The organism is Caenibius tardaugens NBRC 16725 (genome assembly GCF_003860345.1).
GTDB lineage: Bacteria > Pseudomonadota > Alphaproteobacteria > Sphingomonadales > Sphingomonadaceae > Caenibius > Caenibius tardaugens.
Map to the genome: position 1 here is coordinate 273,955 of NZ_CP034179.1, position 26,495 is coordinate 300,449.

The following is a 26,495-nucleotide window of genomic DNA, read 5'->3' on the forward strand; positions in this document are numbered from 1 at the left end:
GGGCTGGCTCATCCCGGCCCCGAAAAGCCGCATTTTTCTTGCTATTCATGGCCCCATCCCATATGCGCGCCCCGTCCTCACCCCTCAGCGGGTTGGGGATGCTGCGGCGGGCATTCGGCCACCGTGGCAGTTCGGCCCTTTGGCCCGCCACGGCAATGGTGCCACGGCGGAGAAAAGACCGGCGGAAACAACCGCCTGGCCGGAAATCGTAAGTCAGGAACATGTACATGGCCTCAACGGCAAACCCCACTCGCGACGATTTCGCGAAACTCCTTGATGAACAGCTCGGCGGCGCCGACGACGGCGGCTTCGAAGGCCGCGTTGTCAAGGGCACCATCACTGCCATCGAAAACGGCAACGTCATCATCGACGTAGGCCTGAAGAGCGAAGGCCGCGTTGCCTTGCGCGAATTTTCCCATGGCGATCAGCCCCACGGCCTCAGCGTTGGCGACGAAGTGGAAGTCTTCGTTGACCGCGTCGAAAACGCCGATGGCGAAGCCATGCTCAGCCGCGACCGCGCCCGCCGCGAAGCCGCCTGGGACAAGCTTGAATCCGAATTCGGCGAAGGCAAGCGCGTCGAAGGCCGCATCTTCGGCCGCGTCAAGGGCGGCTTCACTGTCGACCTCGATGGCGCCGTGGCCTTCCTGCCCGGTTCGCAGGTCGATATCCGCCCCGTGCGCGATGTAGGCCCGCTGATGGACATGCCGCAGCCGTTCCAGATCCTCAAGATGGATCGCCGCCGTGGCAATATCGTCGTTTCGCGCCGTGCGGTTCTCGAAGAAACCCGCGCAGAACAGCGCAGCGAACTGATCGACAAGCTGTCCGAAGGCCAGGTGATCGACGGCGTCGTGAAGAACATCACCGATTACGGTGCGTTCGTTGATCTCGGCGGCATCGACGGCCTGCTCCATGTCACCGACATGAGCTACAAGCGCGTCAACCACCCGAGCGAAGTCGTCAACATCGGCGACAGCGTTTCGGTCCAGATCATCCGCATCAACCAGGATACGCAGCGCATCAGCCTCGGCATGAAGCAGCTCGAAAGCGATCCGTGGGATGGCGTCGCCGCCAAGTACCCGGTTGGCGCGAAGCTGTCGGGCACGGTCACGAACATCACCGAATACGGTGCCTTCGTGGAACTGGAAGCTGGCATCGAAGGCCTGGTCCACGTTTCGGAAATGTCCTGGACCAAGAAGAACGTCCACCCCGGCAAGATCGTTTCGACCAGCCAGGAAGTCGACGTCATGGTTCTCGAAGTCGATTCGGACAAGCGCCGCATCAGCCTCGGCCTCAAGCAGGCCCAGCAGAACCCCTGGGAAGCCTTTGCAGAAAAGCACCCGGTTGGTTCGACTGTCGCCGGCGAAGTCAAGAACGCGACCGAATTCGGCCTGTTCATCGGCCTCGATGGCGATGTGGACGGCATGGTCCACATGTCCGACATCGCATGGGGCATCTCGGGCGAAGACGCACTGGCTCTGCACCGCAAGGGTGAAGAAGTTCAGGCCGTCGTCCTCGACGTGGACGTCGAAAAGGAACGCATCAGCCTCGGTATGAAGCAGCTCGAAAAGGGCGCTCCGGCAGCCGGCGGCACTTCGTCGAGCGGTTCGCTCCGTCGCGGCGAAGTCGTCACAGTCACCATTCTCGAAGTCCGCGATGGCGGCCTCGAAGTGCAGGCTGGCGACGATGGCGCAACCGGCTTCATCAAGCGTTCGGATCTCGGCCGTGACCGTGACGAACAGCGTCCCGACCGTTTCCAGGCCGGCCAGAAGGTCGACGCCATGGTTACCGGTTTCGACCGTTCGAAGAAGCCGAACTTCTCGATCAAGGCCCGCCAGTTGGCCGAAGAAAAGGAAGCCGTCGAACAGTACGGTTCGTCCGATTCGGGTGCATCGCTCGGCGACATCCTCGGCGAGGCTCTGAAGCAGAAGCAGTAAGCTTCGGCCACAGGCCTTACCGGCACCAGTCAGAGGCCCGTCCGCTCTTCGGAGCGGGCGGGCTTTTGCTATGGGGGCCACGCCCGGCCGCAAACCGCACGCCACGCAGCCTGTCGTCGATCCGCGGCGGCGCGCTATAGTCGGGCGCATGATTCGCCCTGATATCCTTGTCGCCGCCCCCATGCCCCTCGCCGTGATGGCGGCGCTGGACGCGCGCTTTACCGCACACCGGCTATGGGAACTGGGTGGGGCCGACGCCCTGCCCCCGACAACGCGCGATGCGATTGTCGGCATTGCCGCCAACACGCTCGCCGGACAGATCGACAGCCGCCTGTTCGACCGCCTGCCGCATCTGCAGATCGTCGCCAATTTCGGGGTCGGTTATGACAATGTCGACGCGCGCGCGGCGGCCGAGCGCGGGGTTATCGTCACCAATACCCCCGGCGTGCTGGATGCCGAAGTCGCGGACCTGACCGTGGGTCTGCTGCTTGCCACGATCCGCCGGATTCCGCAGGCCGACCGCTATGTTCGCGAAGGCCGCTGGGCCACCCAGCCCTTCCCGCTTTCAGCAACGCTACAGGGCCGCCAGATCGGCATTCTCGGGCTGGGCGCAATCGGCAAGGCCATTGCCCGCAGGCTTGCCGCGTTCGATCTCGCTATCGCCTATTGCGGACGCCATCGGCAGCCCGACGTCCCCTATGCCTACTTCCCGGACGCCCGTAGCCTCGCGCAAGCCTGCGACGTCCTGATCGTGATTGTGCCCGGCGGAGATGCGACCACGCATCTGGTCGATCGCCCGGTGCTCACCGCCCTCGGGCCGCAAGGCGTGCTGATCAATGTCTCCCGCGGGAGCGTGGTGGATGAAGAGGCCCTGATTGCGGCCCTGCAGGATGGCACGATCGCGGCCGCCGGGCTGGACGTCTATGTCAACGAGCCCCATGTCCCCGCCGCATTGATCGCGATGGCGAACGTGGTGCTGCTGCCCCATGTCGGTTCCGGCTCCGTCGCCACCCGCGCGGCGATGGGACAACTCGTCGTCGATAATCTGATTGCCTGGTTCACTCAGGGGAAGCCGCTCACCCCGGTGGCGGAATCGCGGCATTTGCCGGGCGCGGTCTGACCACCCCACCCACACTCGGCGAAGGGCCCATACGCAGATCGAGGACATGCCAACATCAGGGCGACCGCGCATACAAAAAACCCCCGCTTTCGCGGAGGGCTCTTGTCTTGCCGAACTGGCTGACGATCAGATCGTGGCGATCGCTTCGTCGACCAGCTTCTTGTCGGCGCTGGCATCATGCTTTTCAGCGATGAGCCCGCGTGCCGCAGCGCTTGCCACACTGGCGGCCTTGGCGCGCAGTTCATCCACCGCACCGCGTTCCGCAGCGGCGATCTTGTCTTCCGCCATCTTCTGACGGCGGGCGATCATCGCTTCGGTGTCCGCTTCGGCCTTCGCGACAATGCCGCTGGCTTCGTGCTGCGCATGCTCGATCATGGCCGCCGCGTCCTTTTCGGCATTGGCGATCTTGTTCGCATATTCCTGACGGAGCGCTTCGGCTTCGGCACGCAACTGCTTCGCTTCGTCAAGCTGATGCTTGATTTCGGCGATCTTGGTATCCAGCCCGCCGGTGATGACCGCCGGAACCTTCTTCCAGATCAGCAGAACGATGAACACCAGCATGGCCATGCCGACCCAGCCCGACGCACCCAGGCTGAGCGCTTCAGGACCGTGATGGGCGCCTTCGCCACCAGCGGGATGTTCGACCGTCGCGGTTGTGTGTGCGCTGTGATCCACAGCATCCACGGCGTGTTCAGCGGCAGGATTAGCCATTGCTCAGCACTTTCTTGACGGCGGAGGAGGCCGATGTCGCGGGAACGCTCACCCCGGCCAGCTTTTCAACGATAGTCTGGGCTGCTTCGCTGGCAACGCTTTCGAGTTCGGCGAGAGCGGACGTGCGGGCTTCGGCGATTTTCGCCTCGGCTGCACTGAGCTTCTCGTCGATCCGCCCCTGGGCGGCGGCAAGCTTGCCTTCCGAAGCGATGGCCGCATCGGCTTTCGCCTTGGCAACAAGAGCCTGGGCTTGCGCGCGATTTTCATTCTCGCGCTGGCGCCATGCTTCTTCTTCGGCATTGGCCTGATTGCGGGCGGCTTCTGCCCCGGCGAGGTCATCGTTGATCTGCTTATCCCGCAGTTCAACGGTTCCCATCACTCTGGGAACCATGCCCTTGCCAATAACGAAAAAGACGAACCCGAAAATCACCAGCAACCAGAAAATCTGGCTGGAATAGGTTTCGGCGAGCTGGGCTATCTGAGGCATCGGTTGGTCCCGAGGTCTGGCGCAACAAAAATGGATCCCCGGCCGGAACGCGAGGCCCGGCCGGAGCGGTCTTCAGATTTCGTCAGGCGACGAAGATCAGGATCATCGCAACGACGAACGACAGAAGGCCCAGAAGTTCGGCGGCGGCGAAGCCGATGAACAGGCGGCCCTGCTGACCGTCAGCGGCGCCCGGGTTACGCAGAGCGCTTTCGAGGAACGAGCCGAACACGTTACCCACACCGATGGCGGCCATACCGGCGCCGATTGCTGCGAGGCCTGCACCGATCAGCTTGGCTGCTTCTTGGTCCATTTGAATAACTCCTTTTCTTTACATCCGTGTGGAACGCAGTTCCGTGATGATGGATTAAACTCAGTGAAGATGTTCAGCGTCGTTGATGTACAGCGAGCTGAGCAGAGCGAAAACGTAGGCCTGGATACCGGCGACGAGCACTTCGAGTGCGCAGATCGCAAGCATCAGGATAAAGCTGAGGATCGAAACGACCGGGCCAATGCCGAAGCCGGCGTTGATACCGTCGATGACGAAGCTGGAGAGCACTTCAAGCAGAACGTGCCCAGCCATCATGGCCACGAAAAGACGCAGGCCGAGGCTGAAGGGACGAACGAGGAAGCTGACCAGTTCGATGCAGAAAATCAGCGGGATCATCACCAGCGGCGTACCGTGCGGGATGAACAGCGAGAAGAAGTGCAGCTTGTGCTTCCAGAAGCCGACCAGCAGCACGATCAGGAACGAGATGATCGCGAGAACGCCGGTGACCGTGAAGTGGCTGGTTGCCGTGAACGGGTGCACGCCGACAATCGCCAGCGGCAGCGGGATCAGGCCCAGCAGGTTCGAGAACAGGATGAACATGAACAGCGAGAAGATATACGGAACGTACTTCTTCCCTTCCTTGCCCACATTGGCTTTCAGAAGATCGTCGATGAAACCGGTGAAGCTTTCCACCGCCATCTGCCACCGGCCGGGAACCAGCTGGCGCTTCATGCCGCCGGCAATGAAGATCCACAGCGCAACCGCCGAGATCGCCATCCACAGGGCGGAGTTGGTGAAAGCGATGTTGTAACCGGCAATTTCCCAGTGCGCAGAGCCGAACATCGGCTGAATCGCAAACTGGTGCATCGGGTCGACTTTGGCCTGCTCGGCTGCCACTTGCGTAAATCCCTGAGCCACTTGAACAGACAGCGCCCCTCAAACCCCCGCAATGGGATCAATCGGAGCGCCGGTTCGAAATCCGGATGATATTCCTGAAGGCAACGATGATCCCAAGAAACATCATCACCAACAGGCCCCACGGTGAAGTGCCCGCAAACCGGTCGATTACCCAACCGATCAGCGCGCCACCACCGATACCCCCCAGCAATTCCGCCAGTACGCGGTTGCCGAGGCGATAATTCGCATCAGCCCCCTGCACCTGCGGACGATTACGCACATCCTCCCGCTCGCGGGCGGCCCTGAGCCGCTCCTCAAGCGCGTCGATCCGCGCATCTTCGCCAATGGGTTCCCGGCCAGTTTCATCTTCGCTCATGCCTTGTTCCTTTATCAGGTAGCAACGCACGGGCAAAGACCTGCTCGCCGAGGGCGCGGACCCCTTAGGCGGGGCGATTTGCCGAGTCAACCGGGCGGGGGCCGGATTGTCGGCTCCACGTAAAGAAAAGCCGCCCCGGCAGAATTCTGCGGGGCGGCAAAACAGGCCAAATGAACGCGTTCAGGCGTTACGGACAGCGGGAATCGCGGTTGGGCGCCCCGGCGCCGCGGGTCTGCCACGAGCCATCGGGGGCCTGATACTTTTCCCCCGCTTGTGTGCGGGCGATATTCCGGCACCCGGCCACGAACGCCACCTGATCGACCGTGGCCGACTGGGTGCGCGCTTCGCTGGTATAGGCGGCCCGGCGCTTGATATTGAGGTCATCGACAATCGATGACACCGCGCCACCGCCGCCCAGTGCCGCGAGATAACCATCGGTCTTCTCACCAACCTGGCCAGCCGCGCGCGCGGCGGCATAGGCCGGATCGCGCTGCGCCATGGCCGAACCCGGGACGAGCACCATGGCAGCCAGTACAGCCGCTCCGAAAGCACGCGTAAAACCTTGGGCAGACATCAGAAAATCTCCGAATTCTGTTCAATCATGTCCTGGACACCCTTGTCCAGCTTATAAACGACTTCCTGTTTGATGTTGATATTCAGTTCGATGACAATCGGCTTGTCCGGTGCGGAAACCGAAACGCAGCCGGCACTTGCCAATGCCCCGCCTATCAACATCGCCATGGCACCCACGGCGCCACTGTATGACCTTCGCATTGCCTGCTGCCTTCTCTGTGTGGTGCACCCTGTCGCAGCCGGTTCGCATTCGGTCAATCTTGGCTGTTTCATCGCATGGTCTCACTGACTGGTCGCTGAACGACGTTCATTGGCGGTACTGCCCGACACGGGCGGTTTCTTCGCACCGATCAGGCCCAGCTTGGCCGGGTCGGGTACAAGCGTCGGATCGTAAAGCGACTTGAACGAACCAAAGAGGCTGAAAAACGGCGCCTTGATATTGACGTTGAAATGGATCGGCAACTTGGCGACCTGCTTGGTGATGAAATTCTTCGACGCCCCCTGCCCCTGGCTCAGCCCGTCGAAACTGACACGGGTGAGGATTTCGCCAGCCAGCGAACCGTTCATATCCACCTGCATTTCCCCGTAATCGATCGAACGCAGGGCATCGAACGCAAAATTCCCCATTGCAGACAAGTCTTTATAGGTCAGTTCTCCGAGATAGGAGACATTCCCGCCCGGCGCACGCGATGCCAGCCTGCCGCCTTCGATACGCCCCCCGTCCTGATCGAACACCAAGGGAAGGGTCCCGTCGAACTTGCCCGTGGCCATGATATTGCCCAGTTCCATCCGCTGGACAAAGACCGCCGCGTCCAGCCCGTCGACAGTCAGCGTGTAACGGCGGGTTTCTGCTTCGCCCAGCCGCATACGCGTCGGCTCCAGCGTCAGCGTCCCATCCATGAACGGCCAGCGCGCGCCATGGATATCCAGCACGAAATTGGGCTTCATGTCATATGTCAGCACCCCGTCGCGCACTTCGATGCCGGGGTTGATTCCCGCGATTTTCAGCTGCTGGTTCGGCGCGGTGACCATGCCGAGCAGGTCGGTGAACACGATTGTGCCCGAAGCCCCCTGCACCGGGCCGAACGCCGCCGCCAGATCGAGCGACTGGGTGGAGAAGCGGCCGGTGCTGGTTACACCCGCCGGGGTCCAGTCGATCCGGCCAGTCCCGGTAACAGTGCCCTTGGCATTGGCGACAACACCCAGCGCCAGCCCGGTCAGCATGTCGGGCTGCAACTGGTCATCAAACACGAGATTGCCGACATTGAGATCGGCATGACCGGTGGCGCTGCCCAGATCATGCGTGATGGCCACGCGCATAACATCCCGTCCACTCTTGGGATTCTGCATCAAGGCATTGGCAAGAATGACATTATTGTCCAGCGTCAGATCCGCACCTTGCGCGGTGAGCGGTTCGAACCGGCCCGGCTTCTGACGGTCTTCCACCTGCAATTGCGCATTGGCGAGCAGCAGCCGGCCATTGTCATAGCGCCAGTCCCCCGCGCGCCGAACAGGTCGAGCGGCACAGCCGCCAGTTTCACGTCGGCATTGGTGAACTGGCCCGCGATATTCTTGCCGATTCGCGCGTCGAGTCGCGACAGCAGGAAGCGGGATTCGGTATCGGGCGGCCCCAGCCGGACATCGAGATCGCGCGCCGCCAGCATGCCGGGCACGGCAAAGCCGAGCGCGCCGCTGCGCACGCGCACCGGGCTTTCCCCCAGATGCCCCGCCAGATCGAGGCCCGTGGTGCCCGCGGCAATCCGCGTGCCGGCCCGATCGCTGCGGACAATCGCGCTGCTCCGCTGCGGACAAAGGGTGATCCCGCGTTTTTCGAAGCGCGCTCCGCCCAGTTCCAGCCGGTCAAACCGGATGTCCGCGCATTCCCGCCACAGCGCCAGCCCGAAAGCCTGCGACCAGTTGCCCGAAACGGGCAGCACCAGCCCTTGCGTTTGCCCGCCGGGCAAAGGCCCATTTGCACGGACCGATCCGGAAAAGCCCAGCATGCCCTGCGCGTTCTGCACCAGCACCAGTTCGGGGACCGCCAGGCTGCTGGTGCCCGCGCGATATTCGGGCATGGTCATCCGCAAGACGGCCTTGCCGCCGTCTTGCTGTTCCATCCGCCCGGTCATCTGCGGCAATCCACGCCCACCCGTGCTGAAACTGCCCAGCAAACGCCCCGGCGCCGTGCCTTGCCGGGAATACTGGATACGCGACAGGGCCAGCAGCGTCGCCCCGCCCCCGCCGCGCAACGTGGCCTGCGGCATGACGAGATTGAGGCTGTCGGGCGTCTTGCGCAGCACGGTCTCCGCCACCAGACGGCTGCCGCGCCCTTCGCGCTGCAGCGCCGCGCGCATCTGATCCACAATCGGCGCCAGCAAAGTGCCTTCGCCCGATCCGGCGAGGCTGGCCAGGGTATCGTCGATCTGCCGCCCCAGCCGCACGCCATTGCCTTCCCAGTCGCCGTTCCATTCAAAGCGACCAGCGCCCGGTTCCCCGCGCAGATGGCCCTTGCCGGTCAGCACCGGCGAGGCGGCATAGGGCGAATGCATCCCCCGCATGACCACGTTGTAGCGCGTGTTCACAGTACCTTTTGTCAGCGAAAAATCGCCGCTGCCATTCACCCCGGTCAGCGTCACACCGCCGAAGCGCCCTGCCCCACTGCGCAGGTCGAATGTGCTGTCGATATCGGCAAACGTCTCATCCGCACGGGCCGCGATGCCCAGCGCAGCATTGCGCAGCGCGATCCCCTGTTCTTCGCAAAGCAGCGATTCGAGCCGCGCAGGCCCTTCAATCTTCGGGCGCGCGCGCGCGATGCTGATCTTGCCGAAAAAGGTCGTGCGGTTCGCCGTGCAGCCCTGCCCGGCAAGGCTGGGGGCCGTGGCCGCGAGAATCCCGGCAAAGCCGTTGCGCAAACCGCCCTTGCCTTCGGCTTTCAGCCCAACCGGGCCGAAATCGGTTTCAAGCAGGCCGCGACCGTCTTCCAGCACCAGATCGAAGGCCGGCAGTTTGAACGGTTCCTTGCTGGTGTTGTCGAACAGCAGGGGATCGAGTTTGCCGAAACTCAGCGTGCCGTTGCGGACCGTTCCGAACAGCCGCGGGCGGACGACTTTCACGCGCTGAATCCGGGGCCAGCCAAAACGTTGCAGAATGCTGATTTCCGCGCGCGCAACCGTGAGATCGGGGCGTTGCGGATCGCCAATCACGATATCGGTCAGCACCTGTTGCGACGGACCGATCTGCTCGATCTTGTAAGTCGCTGGAACACCGTAGCTTTCCAGCTGACTGGCAATCAGGTTGTCCGCGATCCGTTCGCGTGAGAACCAGGCGATAGCCAGAAGCACGACCAGCCCGCCGACCAGACCCAGCAGAAAGCGCGGCCAACGCCTGCGCCGGGCGGAGGATGCCGCGTCAGGCAACTGGTCCATATCGTCATGCTGATTGCCCATTGTTACCCACACTTGCGCATATGGCCCCGGAAAGGCAATGCATTGCAGCGATTGCCCCTTCATGAATGAACAAGAGCGGAGGATGTTTCCCTTGGGCGGAGAAAAGGCGAAACCGCACGATTCCGCCGGTCATCGCGCCCGTTTGCGCCAGCGCCTGCTGGATGGCGGGGCGGAGGCGCTGGCCGATTACGAAGTCCTTGAATATCTTCTGTTTGCAGCCAACAGCCGGGGCGACACCAAGCCGGTAGCCAAAGCGCTGATCCAACGGTTCGGTTCGCTGGCAGGTGCGATCAATGCCGATCCCGCCGCATTGGCCGAAGTGCCGGGCATGGGGGCGGTCAGTGCCGCCGCGTTGAAAATCGTGGGCGTGGCGGCGCGGCGCATGGCCCGCAACGAAGTGCAGCAGCAGCCGGTACTGGCCAGTTGGCAGGCCCTGATCGACTATCTCCATATCGACATGGCGCATCTGACAGTGGAGCGCGTGCGCGTGCTCTATCTCAACACACAGAACCATCTGATCCTCGATCACCATGTCGGTGATGGTTCGGTGGATGAAGCCGCGATCCACCCGCGTGAAGTGATTCGCAAGGCGCTGGATATAGGCGCCACCGCGCTGATCATCGTGCACAACCATCCTTCCGGTTTGCCCGAACCGAGCAAGGCCGACATCCAGATCACCGGTCGCATTGCCGAAGCCGGGCGGCTGCTGGGCGTCACCGTACACGATCATGTCATCATCGGGCGGCAGGGGCATGTGTCCTTGCGCGCCAAGGGGCTCGTCTGATGTGCATTGCCGCGATGGCCTGGGATGCGCACCCCGACTGGTTGATGGTGGTTGCGGCCAACCGCGATGAATACCACGTCCGCCCCTCGGCCCCGCTGGCGCGGTGGGACGATGGCAGCGGCATTCTGGCCGGGCGCGATCTGCAGGCAGGCGGGACATGGCTGGGCGTGGCCGAAGCCGGGCGAATGGTGCTGATCACCAATTACCGCGCCCCCGGCTACCCGCAACCCGACCGCGCCTCTCGCGGGCAACTGGTGGTCGGGCTGTTGGCCGGGCAAACGCCTGGAGAACTAGAAATATACAATCCATTCAACGTATTGATTGCCAATCCTCGTAATTCTTCCATTTTGACGAACTACCCGGACACGACGCGCGAACCGCTGCCGTCGGGGGTTCACGGGCTATCCAACGGCGCTTTCGCCTGCCCCTGGCCCAAGACCCGCCAGCTTAACACCGCACTGGCCCAATGGCTGGCGCAGGAATCGCCGGGCGATGGGCCGCAGGCCACAGCCACGCTGTTCGATGCCTTGCGCGACGATTCGCCGCCGCCTGCCGATCCCTTGGAGAGCGATGGCCCAGAACCACCTTATGCCCCCGTGTTCATTCGCAATCCGGTTTACGGCACGCGTTGCAGCACGGTCATCACCGTAACCCGCGACGGGCATGGGCTGATTGCGGAACGCCGGTTCGATGCGGAGGGAAACCCAACCGGGGAAACCGTGCTGCCGTTCCGCTGGCCGACCGGCTGACCCGCGAAAGCCCCCGCTCCGCCGCGCCATCGCACAGGGCATTTTCCTACTCCCCCGAACCTGACATAGCGGGGCCATGCCTGTCTTCGCCCATCCACAGCGCGCCCTGCGGGTGCAAGCACGGGGGCTGCACCCCGGGGGTGACACAATGCCCCTGAACTGTGTCACCTGTGTCACCCCCCTGCGATTTCTGCGGCTTTCCGGACGGGCGCAACACCCCGCCGCACGACATGCGCCGCAACAGCGGGCCAGCAAACGGCTTGCCATTGCCGCCCCCTGCCCCTAGCGGCCCGGGCACTATCGAAGATTGAAACCCCAACACCGGAGTCGACCATGGTCCCCCGTTATGCCCGCCCCGCAATGACTGCGATCTGGGAACCCGAAGCGCGCTACCGCATCTGGTTCGAAATCGAGGCGCATGCCACCCAGAAGCTGGGCGAACTGGGCGTCGTGCCGGAAAGCGGACCGAAAGCGCTGTGGGACTGGTGGCAGACCAACCCGTCGATCGACGTGGCGGCGATCGATGCCAAGGAAGCCGTGCTCAAGCACGACGTGATCGCCTTCCTCGACTGGGTTGCCGAACAGGTCGGCCCCGAAGCGCGCTTCATGCATCAGGGCATGACCAGTTCCGATGTGCTCGACACCACGCTGGCGGTGCAGCTCGCCCGCGCGTCCGACATCCTGCTGGATGATATCGACGCGCTGCTGGCCGCGATCAAGCGCCGCGCGGAAGAACACAAGTACACCCCGACAATCGGCCGCAGCCACGGCATCCACGCCGAACCGACCACCTTCGGCAAGAAACTGGCCGAAGCCTATGCGGAATTTGCCCGCTGCCGTACGCGTCTGGTCAATGCCCGCGCGGAAGTGGCCACTTGCGCCATTTCGGGCGCGGTCGGCACCTTTGCCAATATCGATCCCGCCGTGGAAGAGTATGTCGCCGAACAGCTCGGCCTCGCGGTGGAGCCGGTATCGACGCAGGTGATCCCGCGCGATCGCCACGCGATGTTCTTCGCCACGCTGGGCGTTATCGCCAGCTCGATCGAACGCCTTGCCACCGAAGTGCGCCACTTGCAGCGCACCGAAGTGCTGGAAGCGGAAGAATATTTCTCGCCCGGCCAGAAGGGGTCGAGCGCGATGCCGCACAAGCGCAATCCGGTGCTGACTGAAAACCTCACCGGGCTGGCCCGTGTGGTGCGTTCCGCCGTCACCCCCGCGCTGGAAAACGTGGCGCTGTGGCACGAACGCGATATCTCGCACTCCTCCGTCGAACGTTTCATCGGCCCGGATGCGACGATCACGCTCGACTTCGCACTGGCGCGGTTGACCAGCGTGATCGACAAGCTGGTGATCTATCCCGAACGCATGCAGAAGAACCTCGATCGCATGGGCGGTCTGGTGCATTCGCAGCGCGTGCTGCTGGCGCTGACGCAGGCCGGGGTAACGCGCGACGAAGCCTATCGTCTGGTGCAGCGCAACGCGATGAAAGTGTGGGAATCGGATGGTCAGCTGTCGCTGCTGGAACTGCTGAAAGCCGATCCGGAAGTGACCGCCGCCCTTTCGCCTGCGGAACTCGAGGACAAGTTCAACCTCGATTACCACTTCAAGCAGGTCGATCGCATTTTCGATCGCGTGTTCGGCTGAAAAGCACGCTCTTCCCTTCGGCACGCAATCGCCCTAGCATTCAGGCTTCGGGGATTGCTCGAAGGGAGGCATCACGGCCATGCAAATCATACGCACCATCGTCTGGGTACTGATTCTCGTCGCCCTGCTCATCTTCACGATTACCAACTGGACGCCGGTTTCCGTGAAGATCTGGGAAGGTCTGATACTCGAAACCAAGATACCGGCGCTGGTTATTCTCGCCTTCCTGGCGGGACTGGTACCGATGTGGCTGTTCCATCGCGGGGCCGTGTGGCGCCTCGAACGGCGGATCAATACGCTGGAAAACGCGATGCACAACGCCAGTGCAACGCTGGCCGCGCCGGTTGAAAAACCGGTACCGGCACCTGCTCCGGCACCGGCAGCAACACCGACGCCAGTGGTTACCGAACCTGCCAAAACCCCGCCTGCCAATGAGGGCCAATGACCAATCCCGTTTACCTTGCCGTTGATGTGCCCCAGCTCGATGCCGCCCAGGCCTTGGCAAACAGGGTGAAGGCCCATGTCGGCGGGCTGAAGCTGGGGCTCGAATTCTTCTGCGCGCACGGGCATCACGGCGTGCGGGAAATGGCGCAGATTGGCCTGCCGATCTTTCTCGATCTCAAGCTGCACGACATCCCCAACACGGTGGCTTCGGCCATGCAGGCGATTCACACGCTGGAACCGGCCATCGTCACCGTGCATGCCGCCGGTGGCCGCGCCATGATGGAAGATGCCAAGGCCGCTGCCGGGGAACGGTGCAAGGTTGTCGCTGTCACCGTGCTGACCAGCCTCGATGACAGCGATCTCGATGCCATCGGCGTAGGCGGATCGTCCCACGATCAGGCGCTGCGTCTGGCCGATCTGGCCCATTCGGCCGGGCTCGACGGCATCGTCTGTTCCGGCCACGAAGTCGGCGCGGTCCACCGGCAGTGGAAAGACGGATACTTCGTGGTGCCCGGCCTGCGCCCGGCGGACAGCGCCACGGCCGACCAGAAGCGGATCGTCACCCCGCGTCAGGCGCGGGACAATGGCGCCGGTGTGCTGGTGATCGGCCGCCCGATCAGCCGCGCCGACGATCCCGTCGCCGCCGCCCGCGCGATTGAGGCCACGCTCTAGGTTCAGCCTGCGGAAAGCCGGTGCGGCCCAGTTGATTGCCATCTCGACAGGGAGAGACCGATGAAATCGCATATGCTTGCTTCTCTCGCACTGGCTTCCATGGCACTACCGGCCATGGCTTCCGCTCACGATGGATCGACCCCGATCATTGCCCCCGGCAACACGGCCCTTACCGTTTCGGCGGAAGGCAAATCCACGCGCAAGCCCGATCTGGCGCTGTTTACTGCTGGTGTCACCAGCCAGGGCAGCACGGCAGGCGAAGCGATGAGCACCAATTCGGCGGACATGAGCCGGGTCATCGCCGCGCTGAAAAAGGCGGGTATTGCGGATCGCGATATCCAGACCAGCAATCTCAATCTCAATCCCGTCTACGCCCCGCAACGCCAGTTGCCCGATGGCACGATCGAACCGGCCCAGCCCCGGATCGTCGGCTATCAGGTCAATAACACCGTCAGCGTGAAGCAGCGTAATCTCAATGACTTCGGCAAGGTGATCGACACACTGGTCACGGCGGGCGCCAATCAGGTCAACGGGCCGAGCTTCGCGATGGACAATCCCGATGCCGCGCTGGACGAAGCCCGCGTCGAAGCCATGCAGAAGGCGCGCGCCCGTGCGGACCTTTATGCGAAAGCGGCCGGGATGAAAGTCGCCCGGATCGTATCGATCAACGAAAGCGGCGGATATGCGCCACCGATGCCGGTGATGTATGCCCGCGCACAATCGGCGGGTATGGCCGCGCCTGCGCCGCCGATTGCGGCGGGCGAAGTGGAACTGAACGCCTCGGTGACTGTGGTGTTCGAACTCGCCCCTTAATCAGGGACGATTCCGTCATAAGACAGGGTGCCGGACCCGACAGGCAGGCCCGGCACCAATCCTGACAGAACCGCGTTATTCTCCGGCAAAATCACCGCTGCCACTGGCGAAATCACTGCTGTCCACATCGGCGTTGAAGGCATCGGACTTGGCCTGGGCCTGCATATCCCGTTCCATCTTGGCCATATCGGCCGACATCTGCAGCGCTTCCTTCTGGGCCGTGGCGAGGCTTCCATCGACACCATCACCCGGCCAGCGTGAGGCGGTCGAGCCAATTTTGTCGCTATCGAACGGGCGGCCCGTCAGCGTGGCATCAATCCGTTCAATCACGCCGTTGCGATGCATGTTGTGCACCATGCCCGCCGCCGCGCCATCCCCGGCACCCCCGCCGCTGCAGGTAACCGTCACATGGGTCTTGGCCGCATTGTCCGGCAGAGCCGCCAGATCGATGGCGCATTCATAGCGCGCCATATCGCCCTGTTGCAGCCAGACCACCTTGTCCTTGCCGTTCCCGGTGGCCTTCTTGACCGTGTTCAGCGCGACCTGGCCTTCGCTCATCGGCCCGAAATCGACATTCGTCAGCTTGAGATAGGCATCCTTCACCGGCATATCGAACACATCGGCGGGCTGCCGATCCACAAATACGTAAAGCAGTGCCGCAGCACCCACCAGCAATCCGCCACCAACCAGCAATTTCATCAAGGCCCCCACGTGGCTGACCGCCACAATCATCATTCCCCGGGGGCATACCCACACATTTGTTTCTTTTCGGTTAGGATACGAGCAGCACCGCCCCCTTGCCTGCACAGGGCATTGGCCTATTGGGAGGCGATGAACGCGCCCCGTATCAAGATTTGCGGCATCACCACCCCACAGGCACTCGATGCCTGCATTGTCGCGCGGGCAGACTATGTCGGCTTCGTCTTCTTCCCGCCTTCCCCGCGCAATCTCACGCCCAGCGATGCGGCGGAATTGGCCGCGCGGGCGGGAACACGCGTGCAGAAAGTCGGCCTTTTCGTGGATGCGGACGATCTCGCCATTGCCGAAGGGGTGCGTGCGGGCAGGCTCGATGCACTGCAATTGCACGGTTCGGAAAGCCCGGAACGCACCGCGCAAGTGCGCGCGCGGTTTGGGCTTCCGGTGTGGAAGGCCCTGCCCGTCGCCTCGGCTTACGATGTGGAACGGGCGCTCCTCTATCGCGCGGCGGCAGACCTGATCCTGTTCGATGCCAAGACCCCGAAGGGCGCCCTGCCCGGCGGGATGGGGCTGGTGTTCGACTGGTCCCTGCTCAGCGGATATCGCCATGCCGCGAACTGGGGCCTGGCCGGTGGCCTCAATCCCGACAATGTGGCCGAAGCTGTCCGCATCACCGGGGCGCCACTGGTCGATACCTCGTCCGGTGTGGAAAGCGCGCCCGGCATCAAGGATGTGGATCGCATCGCCGCGTTCTGCGCCACGGTGCGCGGTTCCTGACAATGCAAAAAGGGCGGCCCGTGCGGACCGCCCTTCCCTATACCTGTATCCGTGTTGGATCGGTCAGAAGCGGACGCCCAGACCGGCAACCGCAACATCGGTATCGGTCCAGCCGTTGCCGACGAAGTTGTGGCGATATTCCACCTTACCGTAGAAATTCTTGCCAAAATTATGCTGGTAACCGGCACCGAGATTGAACGATTCCTCGCCGTACTTGAAGGGCTTGGTGGCATAACCGCCCACTGCGTAGAGCTTGCCGGATTCACCGGTCTTCACACCCGCACGGGCCGAGGCACCAAATGCAAAACGTGTGTGATCGGTGAGGATCTTGTCTGCCGACACTTCGACACCAACGAAGGTTTTCTGGCCGACGTCCGCATCGTAGCCCGCGGCAACACCGGCGATTGCTTCGCTGTCGCTGCCGTTCCAGATCACACCGCCGCGTGCCTCGACGCGGGCTTCGTTGGCCAGTGCCGGGGTTGCTGCAAGCGTTGCACCGGCGGCGGCAAGCGAGAGAAGAACGAGACGCATATTTAAACTCCTGAAATGGACGACCTTTGTTTCTGATCGGGTCGAGAACCGGAGTAGGTCTCTGCACCTTGCACCCCCATGAATATGGCGTTCATGCAACATATCACTAAAAACATGTGATATTTTTACAACTATCATGCCATCGCAGCGCGCCCCACCCTCCCCGGCAGAGCGACGAAAAACCGTCTGAACGCTGGACTTCCCCGGCCCGCTCTGCCAATCGCGCTTCGACATGTCTGCAACCGCACCCACCCCCAACTCGCTCCGCAACCTGCCTGACGAACGCGGGCATTTCGGAGCCTTCGGCGGCCGCTATGTGGCCGAAACCCTGATGCCGCTCATTCTCGATCTGGAGAAAGAGTATCGCGCGGCCAAGGCCGACCCGGCATTTCAGGCGCAGTTCGACGATCTGCTCGAACATTATGTCGGCCGCCCCAGCCCGCTGTATTATGCGGAACGGCTGACCGATCATTTTCGCGACCTCGCGCCTGCGGGCAAGGGCCCGAAAATCTACTTCAAGCGCGAAGAACTGAACCACACCGGCGCGCACAAGATCAACAATTGCATCGGCCAGATCCTTCTGGCGATCCGCATGGGCAAGACCCGGATCATCGCGGAAACCGGTGCGGGCCAGCATGGCGTGGCGACTGCCACGGTTTGCGCGCGCTTCGGCCTGCCCTGCGTGATCTACATGGGGTCCACCGACGTTGCCCGCCAGCAACCCAACGTGTTCCGCATGAAGCTGCTGGGCGCGGAAGTGATTCCGGTGGAAAGCGGCGCGAAGACGCTGAAAGACGCGATGAACGAGGCCCTGCGCGACTGGGTCGCCAATGTGCATGACACATTCTACATCATCGGCACGGCCGCTGGCCCGCACCCCTATCCGGAACTGGTCCGCGATTTCCAGTCGGTGATCGGCGTCGAAGCACGCGCGCAAATCCAGAAAGCCGAAGGGCGCCTGCCCGACATGCTGGTCGCCGCGGTTGGCGGCGGATCGAACGCCATCGGCCTGTTCCACCCGTTTCTGGATGATGCCGCCGTGCAGATGATCGGTGTCGAAGCCGGGGGCCACGGTGTGGACAGCGGGCAACACGCCGCCAGCCTGACTGGCGGCCTGCCCGGCATTCTTCATGGCAACCGCACTTACCTGCTGCAGGACGAAGACGGCCAGATCACCGAAGCGCACTCCATCAGCGCGGGGCTCGATTATCCGGGCATCGGCCCGGAACACAGCTGGCTGCATGAAAGCGGCCGGGTCAAATACGTACCGATCAACGATGATCAGGCGCTGGAGGCGTTCCAGCTGTGCTGCAAGCTCGAAGGGATCATCCCCGCGCTGGAAAGCTCGCACGCGCTGGCGGCCCTGCCCGATCTGACCGCGCAGATGGATGCCGACAAGATCGTGATCGTCAACGTATCCGGCCGTGGCGACAAGGACATCTTCACTGTTGCCGATGCTCTGGGGGTAAAGCTGTGAGCCGCCTGACTGCCGCCTTCGCCAAAGGCCACCCTGCGCTCGTCTGTTTCATCACCGCCGGCGACGGCGATACCGCCGCCAATCTCGATGCCCTGGTTGCGGGCGGCGCGGATGTGATCGAACTGGGCATGCCCTTCACCGATCCGATGGCGGATGGCCCGGCCATTCAGGCCGCCAATCTCCGCGCGCTCGGCAAAGGTACGACCACGGCGGACATTTTCGCCATCGCCACCGCTTTTCGCCAGCGCCATCCCCAGATTCCGCTGGTGCTGATGGGTTACGCCAACCCGATGGTACGGCGCGGGCCGGAATGGTTCGCCGCCGAATGCCACAAGGCGGGCGTGGACGGGGTGATCTGCGTGGACATCCCGCCCGAAGAAGATGCCGATCTGGGCCCCGCCCTGCGTCAGGCAGGCGTATCCTTCATCCGGCTTGCCACACCCACAACGGACACCGCGCGGCTGCCCGCCGTGCTCGAGGGGTCGTCAGGCTTCGTCTATTACGTTTCCGTTGCGGGGATTACCGGCAAGCAACAGGCCGCGCTCGGCTCTATCGAGGAGGCGGTCGCCCGCCTCAAATCCGCGACCGATCTGCCCGTGGCCGTCGGCTTCGGCGTCCGCACCCCTGATCAGGCCAGCGCGATCGCCCGTGTTGCCGATGGCGTGGTGGTCGGCTCTGCCCTCGTCGATCTGATAGCCCAACATGGCACGGCAGCAGGCACCCCTGTGCGGGAATTGACCGCAGCCCTTGCCGAAGCAGTGCATAATGCGCGAAAGGTTCCTGCATGAGCAGCTGGCTGACCCGAATCCGCAAATCCATCCCGTTTGGCCGCAAACGGGAAACCGCTGACAATCTGTGGGTCAAATGCCCCAATTGCAGCGAAATGCTGTTCGCCAAGGATTACGAGGAAAACCTCTTCGTCTGCCCGCGTTGCGAACATCATGGCCGGATCGGCGCGGATACCCGTCTCGATCAAATTCTCGACCCCGGTTTCCAGCTTCTGATCGAGCCGCAGGTGGTGGAAGACCCCCTGAAGTTTCGCGACAGCAAGAAGTACGCCGACCGGATCAAGGCCGCCCGCGCCAAGAGCCCGCATGACGATGCGTTTCAGGTCGCCGTGGGCGCGATCGAAGGGCACAAGGCCGTTGTCGGCGTGCAGGACTTCACCTTCATGGGCGGATCGATGGGCATGGCCGTTGGTCAGGCTTTCGTAAACGGGGCGCAGCGCGCGCTTGACGAAGGGTGTGCCTATATCGTGTTCACCGCAGCCGGTGGCGCGCGTATGCAGGAAGGCATTCTCAGCCTGATGCAGATGCCCAAGGCCACTGTCATGACCCGCCGCCTGAAAGAGGCAGGCCTGCCCTATATCGTGGTGCTGACCGATCCGACCACCGGCGGTGTCACCGCCAGCTACGCCATGCTGGGCGATATCCATATCGCCGAACCGGGCGCATTGATCGGTTTCGCCGGGCAGCGTGTGATTCAGGATACGATCCGCGAAAGCCTGCCCGACGGGTTCCAGCGCGCGGAATACCTTCAGAAGCACGGCATGGTCGATATGGTGGTGGACCGCCACACGCTGCGCGCCACGCTGGCCCGTCTGCTCGACTATCTTCAGCCGGCCAAAGCGGCCTGACTGCCGAGAGTCGCCATGAGGGATTTCGCCACGTCCGATGATCCCGCCGTACAGGCGCAACTGGATCGTCTGGCGCGCCTGTCCCTCCCGCAGGGGCGATACGGGCTGGAAACGATCAAGGCGATGCTGGCCCGGCTCGGCAATCCGCAGGAATTGCTGCCGCCCACATTCCATGTCGCGGGCACCAACGGCAAGGGTTCGACCTGCACGTTCCTGCGCTTCATGATGGAAGAGCAGGGGCTGGTCGTCCATTCGGCGACCAAGCCGCATCTGGTGCGCTACAACGAACGCATTCGGGTGGCGGGCAAGCTGATCGACGATGGCTTGCTGGCCGATCTGTTGGGTGAAGTGCTCGACAAATGTGAGGATCTCGCCCCCAGCTTTTTCGAGGTGACGACCGCCGCCACCTTCCTCGCCTTCGCGCATATCGAAGCCGATGCCTGCGTGATCGAAGTGGGGCTTGGCGGGCGTTTCGATGCCACCAATGTGCTGGTCCACCCTTCGGCCTGCGGCATCGCTTCGCTGGGCATCGATCACGAAGCCTTCCTGCTGCGCGAAGACCCGGGTGCGCCTGATCACCCACTGGCGCGGATTGCCTTCGAAAAAGCCGCCATCGCCCGCAAGGGCGTGCCGCTGGTGACGCAAGCCTACCCCCCGAAGCCACCGCGCAGGTGGTGCGGATCGCAAAGCAGGCCGGGGCCTCAGTCGCGATGCGCGGACAGGAATGGGTCGCACAGGCAACCGACAAGGTGATCGCCTATCGCGATGCGGCGGGATCGCTCACCCTGCCACTGCCGCGCCTGCCCGGCTTGCATCAGACAGACAACGCCGCACTGGCCGTGGCCATGCTCCGCCACCAGAGGGATATCGCTGTGGCCAGCGATGCCATGGCGCGCGGCCTGATTGCCGCGCATTGGCCCGCCCGTTTGCAGGAACTGGGCCCCGGACCGCTGACCGCGATCATCCCCGGTACCGAATGCATTCTCGATGGCGGGCACAATCCCGATGCCGCCCGGGTCATCGCCGCAGAGCTGGCCAATCGCCCGGTGCTCAATGTCGTGGTCGGCATGCTCGCCAATCGCGGGATCGAGGATTTCCTCGCCCCGCTCGCGCCGCATATCGACCGGTTGTGGGCGATTCCCATTCCCGGGCATGATCACCATGCACCCGAAACGATCTGTCAGGCCGCCCGCGCGCTGGGTATCGGCACGGTGATCCCTGCCGATGATGTGCGCAAGGCGCTCGAATCGGTTTCCGCCACGCTCGCCCGCGACAGCGATGATCGCCCGCAGACCGTGCTCATCACCGGTTCGCTCTATCTCGCGGGCAAGGTTCTCGCGCTCAACGGCGAAATACCGGAATAGGCCGCAAGTAGCCGCGAAGGCCGCTCAGGCATTGGCGAGCGCCGCCGCATCCAGCCCGGCATTCTTGCCCAGCCGCCTGATGCGCCACCATTCCAGCAGGCACAGGATCACCGCGATAAAGCCGATCGCCGTGGTCAGCATGAAGACATCGTAATACCCGCGCGTCTCGATCATCTTGCCCAATGCCCCACGCCCGAGCGTGCCGACCAGAAACGTCAGCGACGACAGCAGGGCATATTGGACCGCGCTGTATTTCTTGGAGGTGATGGACGAAAGGTAGGCGACCAGCGCCGCACCGGCGATCCCGCCCGCCACGTTTTCGCCCGCAATCGCGAACATCAGCTTGGCCAGCCGTTCATCGCCGCCCAGATGTTCCACCAGCCAGGTAAAACCGATCACTTTCGAACCGGCAGCCATAACCGCCCCGCCCACAGACAAATCGGCGTAAAGCAGATTGGTCAGGGCCGCAGTCAGTGCACCAAGGGTCATCACCGCCATGCGCCCGACATAAGTGAACAGCACCCCGCCCAGGGCGATCCCCAGCATCAGTGCGCCCACGCCGAAGAACTTGGAAGCGATGGCCACTTCTTCCTTCGAATAGGCCAGTTCGCCCAGATAGAACGGATAGGCAAAGGTGCCCCAGATCGTATCCGTAATGCGATAGGACAGCACCAGACCGAGAACGAGAATGGTGGCCCAACCCAACCGCCCGACAATATCCGTCAAAGGCAGGATCAGGGCGCGGTATCCATGATCGAGCACCGTATCGCGCCGCCGCAGCGAAGGCGCCGCCGTGTGCAGCACATGATTGCCCCGCGCTTTCTGCCGCACCAGCCATGCCGCGATAATCGCCGGGACCACCACGGTGGCAATGACGATCAACGGCCCCTGCTGGGCCACGAAGGCCACCGAATCCGGGCGGGCTTCCGGGTCACTGCCGAGCGAGCGCACCATGAAGACGCCCACTGTGATCAGCGCCCACAGCCACAAGGCACCCACAACCGCCAAGGCAATCGCACGCACGCGCGGTTCGAGTTCGCCGGGCGCGCGCAATTCGGCCAGCCCGGCTGCATCTGCAGCAACCGTGGCGGCGCTTTGCTGGCCTTCGGGCGCGAACAGGCTGGCGATGCCGACCAGCAGCATCAGCCCACCCATGATCCCGTACACGGTTGGCCAGCCCAGCCCTTCCGCCAGAAACAGCGCCAGTGCACCGCCCACCAGCACGGCCGAGCGGTACCCCAACTGGTACACGGTGGAGAGCATGTCGATCGTGGCGACTTCATCGGCCACGTCCACGCGCCAGGCATCGACGACCACATCCTGCGTGGCAGAGGCAAAGGCACCGATCCCGGCGAGCAACGAAAACCACCCGATCGCGCCCACCGGATCGAGCGTGGAGAGCACGATCAGGATGCCGCCGAGCAGGAACTGCGCGGTCACGATCCACTGCTTGCGATGGCCCAGTCGCCGCATAACCGGCAGATTGATCCGGTCGAGCAAGGGCGACCACAGGAACTTGAACGAATAGGCCAGCCCGATCAGCGAGAACACGCCCATCGTTTCCAGATCGACCTTCGCATCCGAAAGCCACGCATAGAGCGTGCCCAGCAACAGCGCATAAGGCAGCGCGCTGGCGAAACCGAACAGGGCCATGAACCCGGTCTTTCGGTTACCCAGCGAGGCCAGAACCCTGCGCCAACCCGGTTTGCCGGTGATTTCGGCTGCTTCGCCCATCCCTCACTCCAATTGATCACGCGAATGGATGCGAACCTAGCGTCGAATTCTCACTTGGAAAGGCGGCAGAAACATCCTGTCCCCGCTTTCCCACCGCAGAGCGGAACGCTAAGGGCGGTTTATGGCCGACAAACACTCCAGAGGCGCACCGCGCCCGTCCCGCAAGGGCAGCCCACGCGCCGCACCGCGCCCCACCCCCGCAGCGGGCGACACGGCCCCGCGCGAGGGGGAACGGATTGCCAAATTGCTCGCCCGCGCTGGGATCGCGAGCCGGCGTGAAGTGGAACGCATGATCGGCGAAGGGCGCATCGCACTGGATGGCAAGGTGCTGGAGACTCCGGCCACAATCCTGCCCAATCTCAAGGGCGTGACCGTGGATGGCAATCCTGTCGCACGGGCCGAAGCCGCACGGCTGTTCTGTTTTCACAAGCCCGCAGGCCTGCTCACCGCCGAACGCGATCCCCGTGGCCGCCCGACGATCTACAACGCCCTGCGCAATGCCCTGCCCCCCGGCACGCCGCGCGTGATGCCGATCGGGCGGCTCGACTTCAACACCGAAGGCCTGCTGCTGCTGACCAACGACGGCGAACTCAAGCGCGCGATGGAACTGCCCTCCAGCGGCATTCCGCGCACCTACCGCGCCCGCGCCCATGGCGATATCAGCCAGCCACAGCTTGAAGACCTGATCGACGGGATCACGATCGAAGGCATCCACTATGGCCCGATCGATGCCCATCTCGAACGGCGCACCGGGCGCAACCAGTGGATCGAAATGACGCTGACCGAAGGCAAGAACCGCGAGGTTCGCAGGGTTCTCGAACATCTCGGGCTCGAAGTGTCACGCCTGCTGCGCCTTGCCTATGGCCCCTTCGCACTAGGCGATCTGCCACGCGGCGCGGCGGCAGAAATCAAACAGGTCGAAGTCGAACGCTTCCGCAAACAGCTCGCCCGCGAGAGCAAGGCATGAGGATCATTGCCGGAGAATGGCGCGGACGGAACCTCAAGGCGCCCGAGGGTGACACAACCCGCCCCACCGCCGACCGTACCCGCGAAACCCTGTTTTCCATGCTGACCAGCCGTATCGGCAGTTTCGAAGGACTGCTGGTCGCGGATCTGTTCGCCGGGTCCGGCGCACTGGGGCTGGAAGCCCTTTCGCGTGGTGCGGCCGAAGCGATCTTCGTGGAGCAGGACGCCGCCGCCTTGCGCGCTCTACGTGCCAATATCGCCAATCTGCGCGCGCAGGATCGCTGCGATGTGCGGGCGACATCGGTTCTCGCGCTTGGCCCGGCCAAACGCGCACCCGATCTGCTGTTGCTCGATCCACCTTATAACAGCGGCGCGGGCGCCGTGGCGCTGGACAAGCTCCGCCGCCATGGGTGGATCGCGCCCGGCGCATGGATCAGCGTGGAAACCGCACGCGGCGAAGTGGTCGACGTGAAAGGCTTTACTGTCGATGCCACGCGGGATTCGGGCAAGGCCCGGCTGCATCTGCTGCGGCCGGAATAATCACCCCGGGAATACCCGCGCCAATCAGGGAATCAGCGGTTCCGCCTGCACCGGCACGATATCGCGGGTCGGGCGCGCCAGCATCAGCCCGGCGAATGTCAGCAACCCGGCAATGGTCAGGAACAGGCCGATCATGGCCACCCCGCCGGTCATGGCGATCCGCTGCGCCTCGACCGCGACCACGGCCCCACCGATAATCCCGCCCGCATTGAAGGCCACCGATACGCCGGTGTAGCGCACGAAAGGCGGAAACAGAGTCGGCAACCACGCACCAAGCGGCCCATAGACCAGCCCCATGATGAACAGGCTGAGCGCCAGAGTCGCGAAGACCATGGCCAGCGATCCTTCGCCCAGCACCGGCCCGAACACCAGCCCCAGCAACGCGGTCGCCACGGCCCCGGTGCAGAGCACGAGGCGCGGACTGGTCTTGTCCGCCCAGATGGCTGCCACGACAATGCCGATGGCAAGGAAGGTGTTGGCGGCCAGTTGCACGCCCAGCACGATCTCGCGTTCCATGCCCCGTACGGTGGTGAGGTGGCCCAGCGCGAAAGCGGTCGAAAGATAGAAAATCGCGAAACAGGCGATCACACCCGCGCTGCCCGCCACGACCGGGCCCCAATGGTTGCGCAGCAGGCGCCCCAGCGGCACCATGGGCGGCGCTTCCTTTTCCAGCGCTTCGCTGAACGCCGGGGTTTCCGTGATCTTCAGCCGCACCCACAGGCCAAGGCTGACCAGCACCGCGCTGAGCAGGAAGGGAATGCGCCAGCCCCAGCTGTTGAACGCCTCTTCCGGCAACCACAGGCCGAGCAGCAGGAACAGGCCATTGGCCGCGAGAAAGCCGACCGGTGCGCCCAGCTGCGGCGCGCTGCCGAAACGGGCTTCCCAGCCTTTCGGCGCATTTTCCACCGCCAGCAGGGCCGCCCCGCCCCATTCGCCGCCAAGACCGAACCCCTGGCCGAAACGCAGAACGCACAGCAGCGCCGGTGCGATCCAGCCGACCATCTGGTAGGTCGGCAGGAAGGCGATGAGCAAAGTGGAAATGCCCATCAGCAGCAGCGACGCCACCAGTGTCGATTTCCGGCCGATCCGATCACCAAAATGGCCGAAAGCAATGGCCCCGATCGGGCGCGCGATAAACGCCAGACCGAAACTCATCAGGCTGAGCAGCAATTGCGCGGATGCGCTTTCGGCCGGGAAGAACAAGGGTCCGAAGACCAGCGCCGCCGCCGTGGCGTAGACGTAGAAGTCATAGAATTCCACGGCAGTGCCGGAAAGAGCGGCAGCCAGGACGCGGCGATGTTGTACAATCGGGTTCATCGCGCGCTTGCTTGGACACAACGCGCGCCGCGTCAAGCAAGAACGAAAAGGACGCCGCCATGGCAGCGCCCTTTTTTCGTCATCGCGGCGATAATCGCCCCGTAATTACTTGCCGCCGCGGTTGCGGCAACTGTCCTGCACCTTCTTTGTACAAACCGGATAGTCCTTGCTCATGGCTTCGGCCGGTGGCGGGGTCAACGCGCCCTTGTAAGGACCTGCGTGGTAACCCGGATCGGCGGGCATGGCCGGTGGCACCGGGTCCTGGGCAGTGGCCGGATCGGGCACGCCCTCCGTCGGCGCACCGGTTCCTTGCGGATTGGCCTGTTCCTGCACGACCTCAGGCGGTGCGGGTGGCGGCGGCATGGGCTCTTCCATCGGCGGGGGCGCGGACATGTCCTGGGCATACAAGGCGGGGGTCAGCGCGCTGGCACCGAGCAAGGCTATCGCACCTATTGCCAACGTCTTCATGAGGTATCTCCTCGATATTCGTCCCGTCAGAAGGAACGGCTTTTCCGTCCAGCAGTTCCCCCCAAGCGCCT

General features: G+C 63.4%; 26 protein-coding genes and 2 pseudogenes. 15 read left to right on the forward strand and 13 right to left on the reverse strand.

What is annotated here, in order from left to right; translation table 11 throughout:
• Positions 1–227: 227 nt before the first annotated feature.
• Positions 228–1,934 carry a 30S ribosomal protein S1 gene (gene rpsA, locus EGO55_RS01450; protein WP_040715082.1) on the forward strand — a complete coding sequence of 569 codons (1,707 nt, stop codon included), beginning with the start codon at positions 228–230 and terminating at the stop codon, positions 1,932–1,934.
• Between the two features lie 70 nt (positions 1,935–2,004).
• Positions 2,005–3,054, forward strand: coding sequence for a 2-hydroxyacid dehydrogenase (locus EGO55_RS01455; RefSeq protein WP_283234540.1), 1,050 nt, complete (start codon positions 2,005–2,007; stop codon positions 3,052–3,054).
• Positions 3,055–3,180: 126 nt separating this feature from the next.
• Here the strand turns inward: EGO55_RS01455 and EGO55_RS01460 are convergent, their stop codons facing one another.
• From EGO55_RS01460 to EGO55_RS21810, 8 genes and pseudogenes are all read right to left on the reverse strand, one after another.
• The gene (locus tag EGO55_RS01460; protein WP_021689209.1) at positions 3,181–3,765 is read right to left on the reverse strand and encodes a F0F1 ATP synthase subunit B family protein; all 585 of its coding nucleotides are present in this window, start codon (positions 3,763–3,765) and stop codon (positions 3,181–3,183) included.
• Positions 3,758–4,252, reverse strand: coding sequence for a F0F1 ATP synthase subunit B family protein (locus EGO55_RS01465; RefSeq protein WP_021689210.1), 495 nt, complete (start codon positions 4,250–4,252; stop codon positions 3,758–3,760). The genes EGO55_RS01460 and EGO55_RS01465 overlap by 8 nt, the downstream gene beginning before the upstream one ends.
• A gap of 82 nt (positions 4,253–4,334) precedes the next feature.
• Positions 4,335–4,562 (reverse strand): F0F1 ATP synthase subunit C, encoded by a 228-nt coding sequence (locus EGO55_RS01470; protein WP_021689211.1) that lies wholly within the window; start codon positions 4,560–4,562, stop codon positions 4,335–4,337.
• Between the two features lie 60 nt (positions 4,563–4,622).
• The gene (locus EGO55_RS01475; protein ID WP_210766617.1) at positions 4,623–5,417 is read right to left on the reverse strand and encodes a F0F1 ATP synthase subunit A; all 795 of its coding nucleotides are present in this window, start codon (positions 5,415–5,417) and stop codon (positions 4,623–4,625) included.
• A gap of 58 nt (positions 5,418–5,475) precedes the next feature.
• Positions 5,476–5,793 carry an AtpZ/AtpI family protein gene (locus tag EGO55_RS01480; protein WP_021689213.1) on the reverse strand — a complete coding sequence of 106 codons (318 nt, stop codon included), beginning with the start codon at positions 5,791–5,793 and terminating at the stop codon, positions 5,476–5,478.
• Between the two features lie 187 nt (positions 5,794–5,980).
• Positions 5,981–6,367: a DUF1318 domain-containing protein gene (locus EGO55_RS01485; RefSeq protein WP_021689214.1), complete on the reverse strand. Its 387-nt coding sequence runs from the start codon at positions 6,365–6,367 to the stop codon at positions 5,981–5,983.
• Positions 6,367–6,567: a YnbE family lipoprotein gene (locus EGO55_RS01490; RefSeq protein WP_021689215.1), complete on the reverse strand. Its 201-nt coding sequence runs from the start codon at positions 6,565–6,567 to the stop codon at positions 6,367–6,369. Before EGO55_RS01490 ends, EGO55_RS01485 begins: the two co-directional genes overlap by 1 nt.
• Positions 6,568–6,648: 81 nt before the next feature.
• A pseudogene (locus tag EGO55_RS21810) lies at positions 6,649–9,875 on the reverse strand (intermembrane phospholipid transport YdbH family protein).
• 28 nt (positions 9,876–9,903) lie between these two features.
• On the opposite strand from EGO55_RS21810, the gene radC reads away from it, so the two are divergent.
• The 6 genes from radC (at position 9,904) to EGO55_RS01530 (ending at position 14,918) form a co-directional block, all read left to right on the forward strand.
• Complete coding sequence (gene radC / locus EGO55_RS01505; protein WP_021689217.1) at positions 9,904–10,596, forward strand: RadC family protein; 693 nt, start codon at positions 9,904–9,906, stop codon at positions 10,594–10,596.
• Positions 10,596–11,345: an NRDE family protein gene (locus EGO55_RS01510; protein WP_021689218.1), complete on the forward strand. Its 750-nt coding sequence runs from the start codon at positions 10,596–10,598 to the stop codon at positions 11,343–11,345. Before radC ends, EGO55_RS01510 begins: the two co-directional genes overlap by 1 nt.
• 333 nt (positions 11,346–11,678) lie before the next feature.
• The gene (purB, locus tag EGO55_RS01515) at positions 11,679–12,989 is read left to right on the forward strand and encodes an adenylosuccinate lyase (protein ID WP_021689219.1); all 1,311 of its coding nucleotides are present in this window, start codon (positions 11,679–11,681) and stop codon (positions 12,987–12,989) included.
• A 79-nt stretch (positions 12,990–13,068) separates the two neighbouring features.
• Positions 13,069–13,434, forward strand: coding sequence for a hypothetical protein (locus tag EGO55_RS01520; protein WP_021689220.1), 366 nt, complete (start codon positions 13,069–13,071; stop codon positions 13,432–13,434).
• Positions 13,431–14,105 carry an orotidine-5'-phosphate decarboxylase gene (gene pyrF / locus EGO55_RS01525; RefSeq protein WP_021689221.1) on the forward strand — a complete coding sequence of 225 codons (675 nt, stop codon included), beginning with the start codon at positions 13,431–13,433 and terminating at the stop codon, positions 14,103–14,105. Before EGO55_RS01520 ends, pyrF begins: the two co-directional genes overlap by 4 nt.
• 60 nt (positions 14,106–14,165) lie before the next feature.
• On the forward strand, positions 14,166–14,918 hold the full coding sequence (locus tag EGO55_RS01530; RefSeq protein WP_021689222.1) for an SIMPL domain-containing protein: 753 nt from the start codon (positions 14,166–14,168) through the stop codon (positions 14,916–14,918).
• 75 nt (positions 14,919–14,993) lie between these two features.
• On the opposite strand, the gene EGO55_RS01535 is transcribed toward EGO55_RS01530, so the two are convergent.
• Positions 14,994–15,617: a hypothetical protein gene (locus EGO55_RS01535; protein ID WP_156915564.1), complete on the reverse strand. Its 624-nt coding sequence runs from the start codon at positions 15,615–15,617 to the stop codon at positions 14,994–14,996.
• A 132-nt stretch (positions 15,618–15,749) separates the two neighbouring features.
• On the opposite strand from EGO55_RS01535, the gene EGO55_RS01540 reads away from it, so the two are divergent.
• The gene (locus EGO55_RS01540; RefSeq protein WP_021689224.1) at positions 15,750–16,391 is read left to right on the forward strand and encodes a phosphoribosylanthranilate isomerase; all 642 of its coding nucleotides are present in this window, start codon (positions 15,750–15,752) and stop codon (positions 16,389–16,391) included.
• 63 nt (positions 16,392–16,454) lie between these two features.
• Here the strand turns inward: EGO55_RS01540 and EGO55_RS01545 are convergent, their stop codons facing one another.
• Positions 16,455–16,922, reverse strand: coding sequence for an outer membrane protein (locus EGO55_RS01545; RefSeq protein ID WP_021689225.1), 468 nt, complete (start codon positions 16,920–16,922; stop codon positions 16,455–16,457).
• Positions 16,923–17,154: 232 nt separating this feature from the next.
• On the opposite strand from EGO55_RS01545, the gene trpB reads away from it, so the two are divergent.
• From trpB to EGO55_RS21445, 4 genes and pseudogenes are all read left to right on the forward strand, one after another.
• Entirely contained in the window at positions 17,155–18,399 is a 1,245-nt protein-coding gene (trpB, locus tag EGO55_RS01550) for a tryptophan synthase subunit beta (RefSeq protein WP_021689226.1), read from the forward strand.
• The gene (gene trpA, locus EGO55_RS01555; protein ID WP_021689227.1) at positions 18,396–19,187 is read left to right on the forward strand and encodes a tryptophan synthase subunit alpha; all 792 of its coding nucleotides are present in this window, start codon (positions 18,396–18,398) and stop codon (positions 19,185–19,187) included. Before trpB ends, trpA begins: the two co-directional genes overlap by 4 nt.
• Positions 19,184–20,035: an acetyl-CoA carboxylase, carboxyltransferase subunit beta gene (gene accD / locus EGO55_RS01560; protein ID WP_021689228.1), complete on the forward strand. Its 852-nt coding sequence runs from the start codon at positions 19,184–19,186 to the stop codon at positions 20,033–20,035. Before trpA ends, accD begins: the two co-directional genes overlap by 4 nt.
• A gap of 15 nt (positions 20,036–20,050) precedes the next feature.
• Positions 20,051–21,399 (forward strand): annotated as a pseudogene (locus tag EGO55_RS21445) (bifunctional folylpolyglutamate synthase/dihydrofolate synthase).
• A gap of 24 nt (positions 21,400–21,423) precedes the next feature.
• Here the strand turns inward: EGO55_RS21445 and EGO55_RS01570 are convergent.
• Positions 21,424–23,133 carry an AmpG family muropeptide MFS transporter gene (locus tag EGO55_RS01570; RefSeq protein ID WP_021689230.1) on the reverse strand — a complete coding sequence of 570 codons (1,710 nt, stop codon included), beginning with the start codon at positions 23,131–23,133 and terminating at the stop codon, positions 21,424–21,426.
• 121 nt (positions 23,134–23,254) lie between these two features.
• Here EGO55_RS01570 and EGO55_RS01575 point away from each other — a divergent pair, with 121 nt between their 5' ends.
• Both EGO55_RS01575 and rsmD read left to right on the forward strand, forming a co-directional pair.
• The gene (locus EGO55_RS01575; RefSeq protein WP_021689231.1) at positions 23,255–24,100 is read left to right on the forward strand and encodes a pseudouridine synthase; all 846 of its coding nucleotides are present in this window, start codon (positions 23,255–23,257) and stop codon (positions 24,098–24,100) included.
• Positions 24,097–24,639, forward strand: coding sequence for a 16S rRNA (guanine(966)-N(2))-methyltransferase RsmD (rsmD, locus tag EGO55_RS01580; RefSeq protein ID WP_021689232.1), 543 nt, complete (start codon positions 24,097–24,099; stop codon positions 24,637–24,639). Before EGO55_RS01575 ends, rsmD begins: the two co-directional genes overlap by 4 nt.
• A gap of 24 nt (positions 24,640–24,663) precedes the next feature.
• Here the strand turns inward: rsmD and EGO55_RS01585 are convergent, their stop codons facing one another.
• Both EGO55_RS01585 and EGO55_RS01590 read right to left on the reverse strand, forming a co-directional pair.
• On the reverse strand, positions 24,664–25,956 hold the full coding sequence (locus EGO55_RS01585; RefSeq protein WP_021689233.1) for an MFS transporter: 1,293 nt from the start codon (positions 25,954–25,956) through the stop codon (positions 24,664–24,666).
• A gap of 105 nt (positions 25,957–26,061) precedes the next feature.
• Complete coding sequence (locus EGO55_RS01590; protein WP_021689234.1) at positions 26,062–26,424, reverse strand: hypothetical protein; 363 nt, start codon at positions 26,422–26,424, stop codon at positions 26,062–26,064.
• Between the last annotated feature and the right edge of the window lie 71 nt (positions 26,425–26,495).